This is a genomic window from Segatella copri, from assembly GCF_009494835.1.
Classification (GTDB): domain Bacteria; phylum Bacteroidota; class Bacteroidia; order Bacteroidales; family Bacteroidaceae; genus Prevotella; species Prevotella copri_F.
On the sequence record NZ_VZBE01000072.1, the window covers coordinates 41,738 to 55,708 of the forward strand.

15 protein-coding genes and 4 tRNA genes are annotated in these 13,971 nt (G+C 44.6%); 1 reads left to right on the forward strand and 18 read right to left on the reverse strand.

Features of this window, described 5'->3' with window-relative positions; all coding sequences use genetic code 11:
* Positions 1–40 precede the first annotated feature (40 nt).
* From F7D47_RS11105 to trxB, 12 genes are all read right to left on the reverse strand, one after another.
* The gene (locus tag F7D47_RS11105) at positions 41–1,285 is read right to left on the reverse strand and encodes a DUF5103 domain-containing protein (RefSeq protein ID WP_153086721.1); all 1,245 of its coding nucleotides are present in this window, start codon (positions 1,283–1,285) and stop codon (positions 41–43) included.
* A gap of 103 nt (positions 1,286–1,388) precedes the next feature.
* Positions 1,389–1,460, reverse strand: a tRNA-Glu gene (locus F7D47_RS11110).
* Between the two features lie 70 nt (positions 1,461–1,530).
* A tRNA-Glu gene (locus F7D47_RS11115) sits at positions 1,531–1,602 on the reverse strand.
* Between the two features lie 28 nt (positions 1,603–1,630).
* Positions 1,631–1,717 (reverse strand) — tRNA-Ser (locus F7D47_RS11120).
* Positions 1,696–2,019 carry a hypothetical protein gene (locus F7D47_RS14810; protein WP_153086720.1) on the reverse strand — a complete coding sequence of 108 codons (324 nt, stop codon included), beginning with the start codon at positions 2,017–2,019 and terminating at the stop codon, positions 1,696–1,698. Before F7D47_RS14810 ends, F7D47_RS11120 begins: the two co-directional genes overlap by 22 nt.
* A gap of 222 nt (positions 2,020–2,241) precedes the next feature.
* Entirely contained in the window at positions 2,242–2,871 is a 630-nt protein-coding gene (locus tag F7D47_RS11125; RefSeq protein WP_119238454.1) for an HD domain-containing protein, read from the reverse strand.
* A 65-nt stretch (positions 2,872–2,936) separates the two neighbouring features.
* Positions 2,937–3,854 carry a 1,4-dihydroxy-2-naphthoate octaprenyltransferase gene (gene menA, locus F7D47_RS11130; RefSeq protein ID WP_153086719.1) on the reverse strand — a complete coding sequence of 306 codons (918 nt, stop codon included), beginning with the start codon at positions 3,852–3,854 and terminating at the stop codon, positions 2,937–2,939.
* A 54-nt stretch (positions 3,855–3,908) separates the two neighbouring features.
* A complete protein-coding gene (locus F7D47_RS11135) occupies positions 3,909–6,260 on the reverse strand; it encodes a putative porin (protein WP_153086718.1) in 2,352 nt (783 codons plus the stop codon).
* A complete protein-coding gene (locus tag F7D47_RS11140; RefSeq protein ID WP_006846707.1) occupies positions 6,260–6,610 on the reverse strand; it encodes a hypothetical protein in 351 nt (116 codons plus the stop codon). Before F7D47_RS11140 ends, F7D47_RS11135 begins: the two co-directional genes overlap by 1 nt.
* A gap of 11 nt (positions 6,611–6,621) precedes the next feature.
* The gene (locus F7D47_RS11145; RefSeq protein ID WP_153086717.1) at positions 6,622–7,494 is read right to left on the reverse strand and encodes a DUF4468 domain-containing protein; all 873 of its coding nucleotides are present in this window, start codon (positions 7,492–7,494) and stop codon (positions 6,622–6,624) included.
* 52 nt (positions 7,495–7,546) lie between these two features.
* Positions 7,547–7,635: transfer RNA gene (locus F7D47_RS11150), tRNA-Ser, on the reverse strand.
* 109 nt (positions 7,636–7,744) lie between these two features.
* Positions 7,745–8,677 (reverse strand): thioredoxin-disulfide reductase, encoded by a 933-nt coding sequence (trxB, locus tag F7D47_RS11155; protein WP_022121168.1) that lies wholly within the window; start codon positions 8,675–8,677, stop codon positions 7,745–7,747.
* Between the two features lie 225 nt (positions 8,678–8,902).
* Between trxB and F7D47_RS11160 the strand changes: the two genes are divergently transcribed.
* Positions 8,903–10,003: an AAA family ATPase gene (locus F7D47_RS11160; RefSeq protein ID WP_153086716.1), complete on the forward strand. Its 1,101-nt coding sequence runs from the start codon at positions 8,903–8,905 to the stop codon at positions 10,001–10,003.
* A gap of 95 nt (positions 10,004–10,098) precedes the next feature.
* Here the strand turns inward: F7D47_RS11160 and F7D47_RS11165 are convergent, their stop codons facing one another.
* The 6 genes from F7D47_RS11165 to F7D47_RS11190 form a co-directional block, all read right to left on the reverse strand.
* A complete protein-coding gene (locus tag F7D47_RS11165; RefSeq protein ID WP_153086715.1) occupies positions 10,099–10,911 on the reverse strand; it encodes a metallophosphoesterase in 813 nt (270 codons plus the stop codon).
* Positions 10,904–11,779: a nucleotidyl transferase AbiEii/AbiGii toxin family protein gene (locus F7D47_RS11170; protein WP_153086714.1), complete on the reverse strand. Its 876-nt coding sequence runs from the start codon at positions 11,777–11,779 to the stop codon at positions 10,904–10,906. The genes F7D47_RS11165 and F7D47_RS11170 overlap by 8 nt, the downstream gene beginning before the upstream one ends.
* Entirely contained in the window at positions 11,776–12,339 is a 564-nt protein-coding gene (locus tag F7D47_RS11175; RefSeq protein WP_153083855.1) for a type IV toxin-antitoxin system AbiEi family antitoxin domain-containing protein, read from the reverse strand. Before F7D47_RS11175 ends, F7D47_RS11170 begins: the two co-directional genes overlap by 4 nt.
* Before the next feature lie 237 nt (positions 12,340–12,576).
* Positions 12,577–13,092: a GNAT family N-acetyltransferase gene (locus tag F7D47_RS11180; RefSeq protein WP_153086713.1), complete on the reverse strand. Its 516-nt coding sequence runs from the start codon at positions 13,090–13,092 to the stop codon at positions 12,577–12,579.
* A gap of 77 nt (positions 13,093–13,169) precedes the next feature.
* Positions 13,170–13,532: a DUF1016 N-terminal domain-containing protein gene (locus tag F7D47_RS11185; protein ID WP_153086712.1), complete on the reverse strand. Its 363-nt coding sequence runs from the start codon at positions 13,530–13,532 to the stop codon at positions 13,170–13,172.
* Between the two features lie 251 nt (positions 13,533–13,783).
* A complete protein-coding gene (locus F7D47_RS11190; protein WP_153072405.1) occupies positions 13,784–13,879 on the reverse strand; it encodes a smalltalk protein in 96 nt (31 codons plus the stop codon).
* Positions 13,880–13,971: the final 92 nt, after the last annotated feature.

Below are 13,971 nucleotides of genomic sequence, written 5' to 3' on the forward strand. Positions count from 1 at the left end.
TAGAACTCCTTTTCTTTTTAATCTCATTTATCTCCTTCCTTTATTTTAATTCGCCATATCCTACCAGCCGGTCGGTGCGGTCGCTCTGAGCCCGATAGTAAACCAGTACATTGTATTTGTTCTGGGTCTGGTAGAAATTTCCTTCTGATGGGAGCAGCCTGATGCTTCCGTCCTCCATCTTCATGAGATACTGATAACTGTAATAACCTTGCTTCATGAAGAGACGTGCGTGATAGGTTTTCGTCATTTCATCATATTCCATCCGATATTCGGGGAGGAAACGGCCGTAGGTCCAATCTGCGTTCAGATAAACATCGCCTGGCAGTTTTGGAGCTTTCAGGGTAAAGTGAATCTGTGCATATTCGCAGGTGTTGTTGTTTTCTAAGTTGTCGCTGTTGCGGATATAAAACGAACCTTTGGCAGCTTCATCGTAAACGTAATTGGGGCGAGGGCTGTCAGTCATTACCTTTACCTGATAGTCGCTTCCATCCCAATCTATAGCTTCTATTCCCATGGTTGGATGGTCGGTGTCCAGAAACTCAAACTTTCTGTATTCATTGCCCGCATCGAAAATCAGAGCTCTCACATGCTGCCAACTCATTTTGCCCGCACTCAGGTAGTCGGGTTTAGGGTTGATGACAGCATTGTCCCATCTTCCGTTCTGAAGCACTACGATGTTCAGCTGGTTGGGATGAGTGATTCTCAGCTGGCTGTGATCCAGTTCCATTTTCAGTTGCTGATGGTCCTTCTGGATATCTATATCTGTTGTAGAAGTAGTTTCTAACTTCAGTTTAACCAATGGCTGAGGCTCTGTAATCATCCAGCAGGCTGTAAACATTTTGCCTTCTTCCTCGTTTTCCGCATTGTCGTCATAAACCGTCAGTCTGTAGTTGCCGCTCATGGTAAGTTGGCAGTCGGCATTGGGAATTGCCAGATGATAATGGGTATAAGGATGATTGGTGTTGATGGATTGCTCTACATCTTCAATCATCTGATTGCCGTTGAAGCCTCTCATATAGTCGCTTTCAAAGAGCGAAGAAGATACGTTCCAGTTTGCATCACAATGTTCAATCTTGTAGCTGTACCGATGATAATTGTGCGTCATGTCGTCAAAATCGATATGGATAGGTTCTCCGCCCAGTGACGATACTGGGAGCGATAACCAGTTCGTTCCGCCTACAACCTGTAGGGTTTTGATGCGCTGGTTGAATATCTCGTGCTGCTGCGCACAGGCAGGATAGGTAAACAGAAAGAGAAGGGAGATGATAGTGTATAATTGTTTCATATGGCTTCGTACGTATATATAAAAAAATAACTTGCAGTAGCCTTTTGACAAAGAACTAAATGCAAGCTTAAACAATCTAAATTAATACATGAAAACACTTTTGTAGTCGATAGGGGAATCGAACCCCTATGCCAAGATTGAGAATCTTGTATCCTAACCATTAGATGAATCGACCATTCAAAAAAATCTCTATTGGTCTCCCGACTTATAGAGACTTATTAATCTAATACCATGAAAAACACATGTAGTCGATAGGGGAATCGAACCCCTATGCCAAGATTGAGAATCTTGTATCCTAACCATTAGATGAATCGACCAACGGTACATTTTTCGGACGATAGCTTGCGGAAGGTGGGGGATTCGAACCCCCGGTACGGTAACCCGCACGGCAGTTTAGCAAACTGCTGGTTTCAGCCACTCACCCAACCTTCCAGTCGGATTCTTAACCGAATCAACCAAGCATCGTTCTCAAATGCGAGTGCAAAGGTACTACTTTTTTCTGATTCTACCAAATCTTTTTGCAACTTTTTTTCGATAAAAATGCATTTTCTTTGTAACTCCCACATTATCAGGGGTTGTTTTCTTTCAGTATGATGAATGCTTTCATTCCTAAAACGAGCAGAGGCGGACTTCTTTCTCAGAAATCCGCCTCTTGTAAAAGAAAGGGCCGCTCGATGATGTGATGAAACTCCGAATGTATAAACATTTGAGAGTCCTCCGCCTTTGTAATCCACCGGCTTTTCAGCTTACCTGCCTGCTGCAGTTTATGTGGCCCGCCATGAGCAAGAGAATGTCCTCTCGGTTTCAATAGTGTAATTTGATGAGTATCCCGATCGAACCGAAACGACCCTTATTCCTTCTGGCACCCATGCATCATCACGATGCAACGGTGCAAACATCTTAGTCATTATTTGATAATGCAAAGATAATGCAATATTTTGAAACTACCAAATGTTTTAGCTGTTTTCTTCGAATATTTTTTCGAAATATTTTCTCAACTCTGTTTTGTCCTCTATGATATTGCGCAGTTCGTTGAGCGCTTTCTCGTTAGGGGAGTTGGGAATCCATAACCTGATGTATCCGTTTCTTGAATATTTTTCGTCCATGTGCTGGCTGAACCGCTCCCATTGCTGCTCCTTGTCATCATCTGGATTATTTTCTTTGCCATACTGTATGGCGCGCAGAAATATCTCGTGAACATCAATATCGCGATCGGCTTCTGCCACAATCTTGCCATAGATGCTGCGAGGCTGACGGCTGGATGAAGCCCGATGGTCCTCAACGGCTTCTTTCATGATTTTGATCTGTTCTTTATTGAACCAGCGCTTCAGTCTTGCATCTGCCTGCAGAATCTTACCGCTGGTGATGTGGTGAATGGCACGCGGACCGCTCATCCCCAGGTCGTGGTAAGCAGCTATCACATACACCATATCGATGTCGGCTCCGGTTACCGGAACCAGTTTCAGAGAGTTTCTGATGACTCGGGTAACATGTCTGAGTCCATGACTTTCGCCAAAAGCATTATATTTGGGGAGAATCTGTTTCTCCACAAAGTCCATGATTTCGAGATTTACCTGTTGCTTCATAGATATTCCTCCACTTTATTTATATAATAAGGTACGCGCGTACATTATTATAAGTTTATTATTGTTCAATTCGCCATTCCGATGATGATCAGGGATGATACAATGCCGAAACAGAAGATGTTCAGAGCTGTTTTGCCCAGAATTCTGTTCAGTTCTCTGCCTTCGCCTATCTTTTTCATCTCCATATAGGTTCTGTTGTGCAGAACGATATAGAGTGCTGCAAGCGGCAGGAAGATGCTGCTGGCTTCATGCTGAAATACTTCGTAGGTGGTTACACCTATTATGGTAATGATGCCCAGATTGCCCAATGCGCAGTATAACCGCTCGGCATTCTTCTTTCCTATGTGAACCACAAGAGTCTTCTTGCCGGCTCTCAGGTCGTTGTCATGATCGCGGTAATTGTTCAGAATGAGCAGCGTATCAACTACCAGTCCGCAGGCTACAGATACGAGAACCGCTTCTATGCTTACTCCCTGCATGGTTTCGGGCATTACGAGATAGTATGTGCAGCATACGGGTACAATGCCGAAGAAGAGCAGTACCAGAAGGTCGCCCATGCCCAGATAGCTGAGACAGGTAGTATAGAGGAAACAGAAGACTACGCAACAGATGCCTACGATAACCATTTCCCAACCTCCGAATAGAACCAGCGGAAGCCCTATGGCGCAGCCCAGAAGAGTAGTGAGGATGATTCCCCATTTCATGGCTCCCAATGTTATCCAGCCTTCAGCGCAGGCACGTTTCGGTCCCAGTCGGGTTTCGTCGTCATTACCATGTTTGAAGTCGAAATAATCATTCACCAGATTGCTGTCTATCTGCATCACCCATGCAAAGAGCAGGCAGAGTAGGGCTGGCAATGTCTGTATCTGCTGAGCGTCTTTATAAGCCAGCGCAATACCCAATAAAACAGGAACAGCCGCCGCCGTCAAAGTCTTCGGGCGAGCGGCTAGATACCATGCTTTTATAGAATTTGTTTCTATCATATTCTGAAAAGATTAAAATTGAATCTCCTGAAATTCTTAAGGAAATCAGGAAGATTAATTGAAGAAGTTCCAGCTTACTCCAATACGGAACACTCTCTCGTTCATCGGATAATGAGGAGCGAAGAAGTAGTTCTTGTCGCCCTGTCCTGCATTGATGTGGCTCATCATTACGAAGAAACGGGTGTGCTTGATGTGAACGTTGGCGTAAACATTGACGATAGGATAGTTGCCTATCTTTACGTTGTTCTCGCCGTTGCCCTGTACCGTATACTGTCCCATATAAGGTGAATAGTCGGGAGCTTCATAGCTTGTAAAGTAGCGCATGTCAGCACCCAGGTCTACGTTCAGCACCTTTACTACCTTGAACTTGATGTAGAGGTTGGTGTAGGCATTGAAGGCTGGTACTGGCAGAACACTCTCCTTGCTTGAGTGCTGGTAGGTAAACTGGTTTTCCCAGTTCAGAATGCCCAGTCTGAAGTTCTGTTCCAATTGTGCTGTCAGCAGGTTGATTCCTCCGCTTTCCTGCATTGGTGTAACCATGACTCCTGTTCGCAAACCTTCTTTTGTAATGTCATAGCTCTGCGAGAAGTAGGTGTAGTTCTTGATTTCATCTACAGCCACTCTCAGCTTGGTGCGTGTCTTAGGGAAGGAGAGCGTACCCATGATGCGGGTATGGATGGTCTTGTCGAGATCATTCTCCCACCACAGATGACGGGCGTGATAGTTGCGGTAATAGAACGATGGGGTTTCTCTATGGAAGAAAGCATCGCCTCTTACCTGAAGCGTGTCGCCCAGAAATGGGATGTTCACGTCTACATTACCATCTATGGCAAGGGTTCCGGCGTCAACACCCGTCAGTCCTATTTCTGCTACGGCATTGTAGTGGAGTGTCTTGCCTTCCTGCTTGCTCAGCTGTCCGCCTACGCTCAGCACATGCTCGTTGTATTTTTCGAAACCGCCTTCCATGGTTGGCAGTTCATAATGACGGAGGTCGTAGCTGGCGAATGCCTTCAAGCCTGCCTTTGCCCATTTGTTGAAACCTTCAAGCATGGCAATGGCGAAGGTATTCTTCATGTGCCAGTGCTTGGTCTGGTCGTAGATGGAGTCGCCAGTCAGCCTGCCTGCATCGTAATATTCTTGCAGATAATAGTCGGCTGGGGTCTGATAAGCTTCGTAAATACGGCGATAGTTGTCAAACTTTACCGTATGGATGAAGCTCGTTACCGGAACATATTCGCTCTTGTAGAAAAGCGAGTCTTCGGCATTTTTCTTCTGGACGGCCAGCAGACTGTCGGCAGCAGCTTTTCCGTTTACTGCGATGCGGGTGCTATCGGTCTTTATATCCTTTGCGGCTGAGCCTTTTGCCGGTTCATCGCCTGCAATCTTGGCTCCGTCAGGACGGCCGGTGAATTTAGCTCCCTGCTGTTTGTCGTAGGCTTTCTCATCAAATTTCTTGCCTTGTTCCTTGGCTTTCTTTCTGGCTTCTTCCTTCGCTTCCTCTTCAGCATTTTCCTTTTTCGAAGCCATGGCAAATTTCTTTGCCTTGATTTCTTCTTCGGTCATCTTTACCTTTCGGCTGAAACCTACGTTGTAGCGGTGGGTAAAGAAGATGTGCTGGTTGTCCAGTCGGTTCCAGTTCTGTTCCAGAACGGTAGGAATTTCATTGGTGGCAAACGATTCGGTGTAGATTTCCGGATGTTTGATGTAATCATCGTTGGTAATACCGCCGTTCTCGGTCATCTTCTCATGATTGGTACTGAAGAGGAAGTGTGCCTGATAGCGGTCGCCCAGGTAAGATGCCCACATGGTGTACTTAAAGTGGCTGGTACTCTGTGCGTTATAATATCCTCTGCCATACTTGTAGTCGAATCTGAAACCGGCGCCTAGCCTTTTGTTGGCATTTACGGCAAACATGGCCTTGAAGTCGTCTTCTCCAGTCACCTTGTCGCCGCAGCTGTTCAGCGTTATGTTCGTGATAGGTGAGTAGGTGTTGGTGAAGTGGAAGTCGCTTACCGGATTTACGATATAATCGTAGGGCTCTGTAAAGATGAAGTTGCCCTGCGTGTTGCGGCGGTCGATGAAGATTCGGTTCAGTCGGGCAGTACCCATATTTCCGAGGGTATTGTATTCGCCTCTCAGTCCTTCCGTGAAGGTTGAGTTCATGTACATGTGCTGCAAGGTGTCTACTACCGCAGCCTTTGTGTCGCCGAAGCGTTCGTCTACGGTCCATACCCTGATGCCTTTCGGAATCTCCTTGTCTGAGCCCAGTGAATCGGTGTTCACCTTGCGGTTGGTTTGAGGACGGAACTGCGAATCTTCGTTATAGTTAAAATCGTTTTGTGCCGCAACCGGGAGGGTTGCAGCACAAAATAGGAGTGATGAGAATATAATTTTCTTCTTCTTCATTATTTCTTAAATAGTCGGATACATACTTCGGCAATCTTGAGCACTACACCCACGATGAGTACGATGTAGGCGATATTGCGGCTTTCTTCCAGCTGGGTCCAGAGTATTACCCCCACGATGGCGAGCAGCATGAAGGCGATGTTGAGATAGTTGCGCACCTTCAGCATGTTGTTCTGGTCGCTGTAGGCCAATGGGCGAAGCCGGCGGTGCTGAGGTCTTACGGCGTAGCTGGTAGGCTGCTTCTGTTCAGTCTGTTCTGCTCCCTGCTCAGCTGTAGGCTGGGCTGTAGCGTTTGCAGGCTGCTGTGCCTCGTTCTGTTGTATCTTGTTGTCTGTATTCTGATTATCCATTTTTCTTCAACTTATTGTTTTACTAATGCAGCTAACTCTGCGAATATCTGGTCTTTGCGGTCGATGGTGCACTTGCGGAACTTTCCGAAGATCTTAGCCAGGTCGTTCTGCTTCTTGTTGAGCGCAATCTTGTCGCTGATTACCTCTTCGGCAGGTTCCTTGAAACCGGTGCTTCTTCCTTCCTCGTAGTTATAGATGATGCGGCAGAGCGAGAGATTCAGATGATTGTCTGAAATCCTGGCTATCAGCTGGTATTTGAATTCCGTGCGGTCAAGCGAGATGAATGACTGGCTGAAGACGAGCCATTCGTCCATCGTGTTGGCGATGACGTGTTCTGCATCGTTTACCAGTGCTACCCGGCTTGCTATGTTCTGCTCGTTCTGTGTCAGTTCACTCATGTATTTTAATACGATGTCGTAAATCTGCTTGGCAGTTTTTCCGTTAGCATCCGTATCGAGTGTGAATTCTATCTTGTTTTCATCATTATATGTGATGGCGCCTGCCAGATATTTCATGTCCACTTTGGCTGTTGTGCCATTTGCCAGCTTGTTGGCAGGCTTGGCAGCCTCCTTTGGCTTAGCGGCTACGGCAACAGGAATCGCCCATCCCGTGGTTGATGTGGTTGGCTCCTTTACAACAACTGGTTCTGGCTCAGTAGCATGGGCCTTCTTTGCTTCCGCCTTGGCGCTTGCAGCGTTGATGCTGTCGGCCTGAGCCTTCAGTTTGGCAGCCTGTGCTTTAATTTTAGCCACTTCCAGTGCCTTCTTGGCAGCTTCCAGCTGTTTCTGTGCCTGTTCCAGCTGCTGCTCTTCAGTCAGCACGGTTTGGGCCTGTGCAGTCATCAGCGGGAGGAGCATAAATATGGGGATGATGATTTTTTTCATGTCGAGTTGTTTTATGAAACTATAAAATGACGGTTCCTGTAGGGGAACTTAGCGGAAGATGAGGGATTCAAACCCCCGATACCCGGAAGAGGGTATACCGGATTTCGAGTCCAGCGCATTCGGTCACTCTGCCAATCTTCCTTTTTATTTTATCAGATGCAAAAGTAATACATTTTTTGCATCTGACAAAATATTGCTGTTATTTTTTAACTATATTAACCCCGCTTTATAGGATTTTATACTATAGTTTTTACTGTTGCTGCAGGAATCTGTCGGCTTCGATGGCTGCCTTGGCTCCCGAGCCTGCGGCAACAACACCCTGGCGGTAGATTGGGTCGGCTACATCGCCTGCTGCGAAAACACCCGGAATGTTGGTGGTGGCAGTACCTGGCACTACTTTGATGAAGCCCTGCTCGTCGAGATCTATCTGCCCCTTGAAGAGGTCGGTGTTAGGCTTATGTCCGATAGCCAGGAAGAATCCGTCGATGCTGATGTCAAACTTCTCTTCGTTGGCTTCGCCCTTGTGGCGCACGAGATGAGCACCTTCTACACCGTTCTCGCCGAAGAGCCCCAGCGTGTTGGTTTCGAACAGAATCTCAATGTTCTCCTTGTTCTTTACACGCTGCTGCATGATTTCTGAAGCACGGAGATACGGCTTGCGCACAATCATGTAAACCTTCTTGGCAAGTCCGGATAGATACATAGCCTCTTCGCAGGCAGTATCGCCACCGCCCACTACGGCTACGGTGCGCTTGCGGTAGAAGAATCCGTCACAGGTAGCGCAGGCTGAAACGCCCTGTCCGCGATATTTCTCTTCATCGGCAAGACCCAGATATTTGGCTGATGCACCTGTGGCGATGATCACGGTTTCTGCCTCAATCTCGTTGTCGCGCTCATCTGTAAGATGAAATGGGCGTGAGCTGAAATCTGCCTTCACGATGCTTCCGTCTCTCATTTCGGCTCCGAATCGGGCTGCCTGTTCCTTCATGTCCATCATCATCTGTGTTCCGTCTACGCCGTTAGGATAGCCCGGAAAGTTTTCTACCTCTGTGGTGATGGTGAGCTGTCCGCCCGGCTGCATACCTGAATAGAGTACTGGCTGCAGGTTGGCTCTGCCGGCATAAATGGCAGCAGTATATCCTGCAGGACCGCTACCTATAATTAATGTCTTTATCTTTTCCATTTTTTATCTTATAGTTATATTTTTGTTTCTGATGGCTAGAAATGAGCCATTTTCTTTGCAAAGGTACATCAAAACAATGAGAAATCAAAATAAAAATACAATATTTTTCTTTTCTTGCATAAATTATTGCTTTCGTTTGAAGAATTATTGTTATCTTTGCACCCGAAAATAAGATGCTCCGGAAAGAACATCTATTAGAAAAAACGAAAAATATTTACTTGAAATATGAATCAGATTAAGAAGATTGTACTGACGGGTGGACCTTGTGCGGGCAAGACTACCGCTATGGTTAAGGTGATTGAACATTTCTCCAGTCTCGGCTATAAGGTCTTTACCATTCCCGAGGTTCCAACCATGTTCACCCAGGCGGGCATGAATTATCTCACCTCCAACAAGGATTTTTTCTTCGAGGGCGAGAAGGCTACTTTCCAGACTCAGATCAACCTGGAAGACAGTTTCCTGCGCATGGCTGAAACATTGCAGCAGCCGGTCATCATCGTCTGCGATCGTGGTACGATGGATATTTCTACCTATCTCACTCCCGATTTCTGGCACCGCATCATCTCTGAAGAGGGTTATACAGATGCCCAGCTTCGCGACCGCTATGATGCTGTACTGCATCTGGTGAGTGCTGCTGATGGTGCCGAGCAGTTTTATACTACAGCCAACAACGCGCAGCGCCTGGAGAAGGCGGATGAAGAAGGACTGAAGATAGCGCGAGAGTTGGACAAGAAGATTGTTTCTGCATGGAAGGGTCATCCTCATCTCAGGGTAATCAATAACCACGAAGATTTCAACAACAAGCTGAACCGTGTGCTCAAGGAGATAAGCAATGTGCTTGCCATTCCGCAGCCGATAGAGGAGGAGCGAAAATATATCGTGAAGCTGACGGGCGAGGTTCCTAATGCGATAGACAGCGATATTGTTCAGACTTATCTTACGGGTGAGCCGGGCAGTGAGATTCGTCTTCGCCGTCGCGGTTTCGAGGGAGGCAAGTATGTGTACGTTCACACTACCAAGAAGCGTCTTTCAGACAATGAGCAGATTGAGACCGAGCGACAGATTAATGCCAATCTTTACGAGAATATGCTTCAGCAGGCTGATCCTTACCGCCAGCGCATTCATAAGCATCGCAAGAGCTTTATCTGGAAGGGCCAGTATTTCGAGCTCGACGAGTTTCTTGAGCCGGTTTTCGACCTGATGATTCTTGAAACCCGCGGCATTTCTGCCAACGAGAGTGTGAAGTTTCCTCCTTTCATCCAGGTGCTGGAGGATATTACGGGCAACAGCAAATATTATAATTATAACATAGCGCTGAAGCGGTAAAATCAGCCGAAAATGTAAAAAGTTACGGAGATAATTCATATTCTCCGTAACTTTTTACATAAACCACTCACTGTAGCTCTCTTTTGAGTCCAAAATTATTTCAACTCATAAAACTCCATAATATCCAGCATCTTGAACAATGTACCATCAATAGAAGAATGCCAGCTTTGATGAAAATGTCCGTAACACCAATGAGTGACATGCTGCTGATGTTCTTTCAGAGTTTCATACAGACTATTCATAACTTCACGTTCCTGCTGTATGTCTGATATCAGAGTTTTGTCGTTGCAAGTCCATTTGCTTATCCCTTCCTTGCTTAATAATTCGCAGAAGGATGGAGACGTATGTGTTATTACAATGTCAACCTTCTGCTCAGACAAAATCGACATTAGTGCTTCTTTATTATAAGTCGGCGATTCGCTCTGCCAATAGTATGATGGAGAAAAATCGTCAACGACTTCCGTGTTACCAAAACGTAGCCGCTTTTGTTGTTTCTTACTCCATGCTTCAAGCCTATACGTACGGTCAATTGATATGGCTCCTCCTACACAGAGAATCGAATGGTTGCAAGCGTTGATTACAGAATAGTCTGGAATGGCAATGAAACGTTTGTGCTTAAAGCTTTTCCCATCAAAATACGCTGGGTTGTCATGATTGCCTCTAATGAATACAATCCAATTATTGGCATCATTCATACGTTTGGCGTTTCTTTTCACCATATTATCATAATAGCCTCTCTTGTCAAAACCAAATCCACAATCGCCTGCTACAATAACTAACGTGTTCCGCATTTGATATTGCACACAAATTTTGTTCACGAGGAGATTAAAGTCACCGTGAATATCTCCAGAAACAACTATGTCCTTACATTCTGGAAACTGATATATATTGTATTTTCTGCTATTCATCTTTCATGTTCTCCCAAAACGGAAGAAGTCTTTGCTGTAAGAACGCTATCACTTCAGTAAAAGGCAAGATGTCAGTGGACGTTATTTTACGTATGAAAGCAGTCCATCTGACCTGCATTTGCTGATTGCTGCCAAACTCTTTTCTGAAAAACATCGTGTTCCCATTATAAGGTGTGTGGCGATTTTCAAATGTATGTTTGATAGCTTCCTGTAATATTATAGGATTATACTTTTCATTCTGCAAGATTTTGTAGAGATCATAATAATCCTTCATTCGACTACATTGGTCTGCAAGATCCACAATTGCGTGCATCTTTTCAGCAATAACTGTTTCAAGCGAGTAGGCCAGTATATTGGCACTCGGCAGATGTTCTAGCAATACTGGATAATCAAGATCTATTGGGGAAGGTGTTACCACGTCACCAAAACCAATATCCATTGTTAAAACCTGGGCAATAGTGTCCATCTTGACTGGAATGCTGAGCTTAATCCCATGATAGTCTTTGAACTCTGTTATATTTTGTGCAGTAATGTTCTCCGTGTCAAATATTACGCCATCTTCCTCGTAGGGCACAGAACATATTTCTCTGAATGCTGCAATTATAGAAGAACCTTCGTTGCTGATATTATTGCCAAGGAAATCTATATCCAATGTAGGACGAGCCGCAAATTTTTCGTATGCATACATGAGTGCGCCTCCCTTCAGATAAAAATTTCCTCTGTAATGAGTCTGCGATATTCTGTAGAGAAGTCTCTCTTGAAAATACCGAGTCAGGATAGTCTGATTAAAGACGTTTTCCTTTCTTGCAACGTTCAGCAATTTTGTACGTATTGACTTCCCGTAGTTTTTATTTTGTTCTTTACTCATAGCTTCACTTGTAGATAATTTTCTAGGATATTACCAACACGCAATTGTCTGGCATAATCCATTAGTTTACTGATATTTCTTTCTGGTCTGGAAAGATAGGTATCGATGATTTCAGAACAGACATCAATGCCCACCTTATTGCGGAACTTTACTGCATCGCATACGCATCGTTCTACATCATATACCTTTACCTTAAATCCATCTATGACTTTCTCAATTACGCCGATTTCAAGAATGTTGGAAGTATAGTGATGGAGCTCTATCTTTGGGAATGAAGGTACCTTAACTTTTCTATCCCTTTTGATAGCGACATGATAAGCCTGCGGCATGGATGTCGTAAGTTGATGGATATTCCAGGCAGACCAAAGGCAGAGGATTCCGTTGGGAACAATAGACTCAATATCAACCATACATGCTGACAATTGGTCTATGTTAGCATATACGCCACGGCAAACCTGAATCAGTTCACCTTGGCGAACGGCTTCCAGCATCTTGTAGTAAGCTGTTCGTCCTTGTACTTTGACGCTTGCTGATGATATGAATGAATTCTTTGTTTCCATAATTGTTCTCCTAATTTTGGTACAAAAATACCACAAATATTTTTAATTGTGGTACTTTTGTACGGGAAACTTTTAAAATCAACCTAATTTTTAATAGCTTTCAACAGTTTTATATCTATTTTAGTACAAAAGTACCACAAATATTGCTGATTGTGGTACTTTTGTACGGGATGATAGAATGGACAATGCATGGTTATTTGCCTCTTGATTTCTTTCTCATCATTCTATTTTTCTCCTTTAGCCGTTGTACTTAAATACTTTAACCATATCCTTGTCGCCACCCACGAGTTGGCTACATTTATTCAACATACCAGTATCGACGAAACCGCATTTCTCCATGACTTTTCCTGATGCAGGATTGCCTGTGAAATGGTCTGCCCAGATGTTTTCGAAATGCTTCTCGTTGATGCAGTAGTCAAGCATCAGCTTCAAGGCTTCGGTGCAGATTCCTTGGTTCCAATAAGGTTTTCCTACCCAGTAGCCCACCTCACAGTCGTTTTCTCCGATAGGGATGTTGCTGGTTTCATGGGTGTAGTAGCCGATGCAGCCGATAGCCTCGCCAGTCTCTTTCAACACAATCGCCCATGTCGTTTCATTATGGAAGAATGTCCGGATTATCTCCCGACTTTCTTCTACAGACTTATGCGCCGGCCATCCAGCACGTGGTCCTACGTCAGGGTCGGAGGCGTACTTGAAGAGCGCCTCTGCATCTGATTCCTGCCAATATCGAAGTAAAATTCTTTCTGTTTCCATCAGATTATTTCAATGAAATTCTTCGTTCTTTATTTTGTGTTTATTATCTTGTAGCAGAGATATTTGGGGGTACTAGCTTATCTTTCCACCCTTAAAATGCATCTCAAATGTGACCACGAAAGATTTTGCACACGCGTGTGCAAAATCTCCCAATCAGGAAAATATTGGTATAATTGCTTGAAATAGGCAAGGTTACGAACACCATAGCCGGAGCCGAACTCAGTCGTCAACTGTTGAGATATGGACTTGATGAGCTGTATACCATAATCAGCACGCTGCTTGCCAAGCTGCTCTTCTTCAACAATACGTTTGCCAATTTCCCAGTTTGAGCGTATCAGAGTTTCGTTGATAGATTGATACGCCTTGTTTCTTGCCCTTGTGATGATGGTTCTGATATCATCTATGACATGTGCATCTATATTTATAATATTCTTTTCCATCTATATATTTTTTCATTTATTCAAGTTTCGCAAGTTTTGTCCCATACCCCTGGGCTAGGAGCTTTTGGGCCTTCAGCCCGTACTTGAACCACATGCGAAAGTTCAATTATTAATTTTTAAGCAAAGATAATAAAAAAAAGGAAAATGAGCAAAAAAATGATGATTTTTTACTCATTTCCCTTTAACTTTCTTTGGAAATCCTTAATGACCTTAATGACCATGACCTTAATGACCGGATTTCTCTGTTTTCTTTATCCCATACAGCTCGTTACTCCGAGCGTAGTAGCGATAGCGGTCAGTATGCTGATGGCTATCTGAAGAATTGTTTTCCAAGTGTTCGCTTTCATTTTTTTTAAATGTTGAATGTTGAGTGTTGAATGTTGAATTTTTGTGGGCGGATAGGCTGGGCTAGGGGCTAGCACCCTAGCCAGTCTATCCT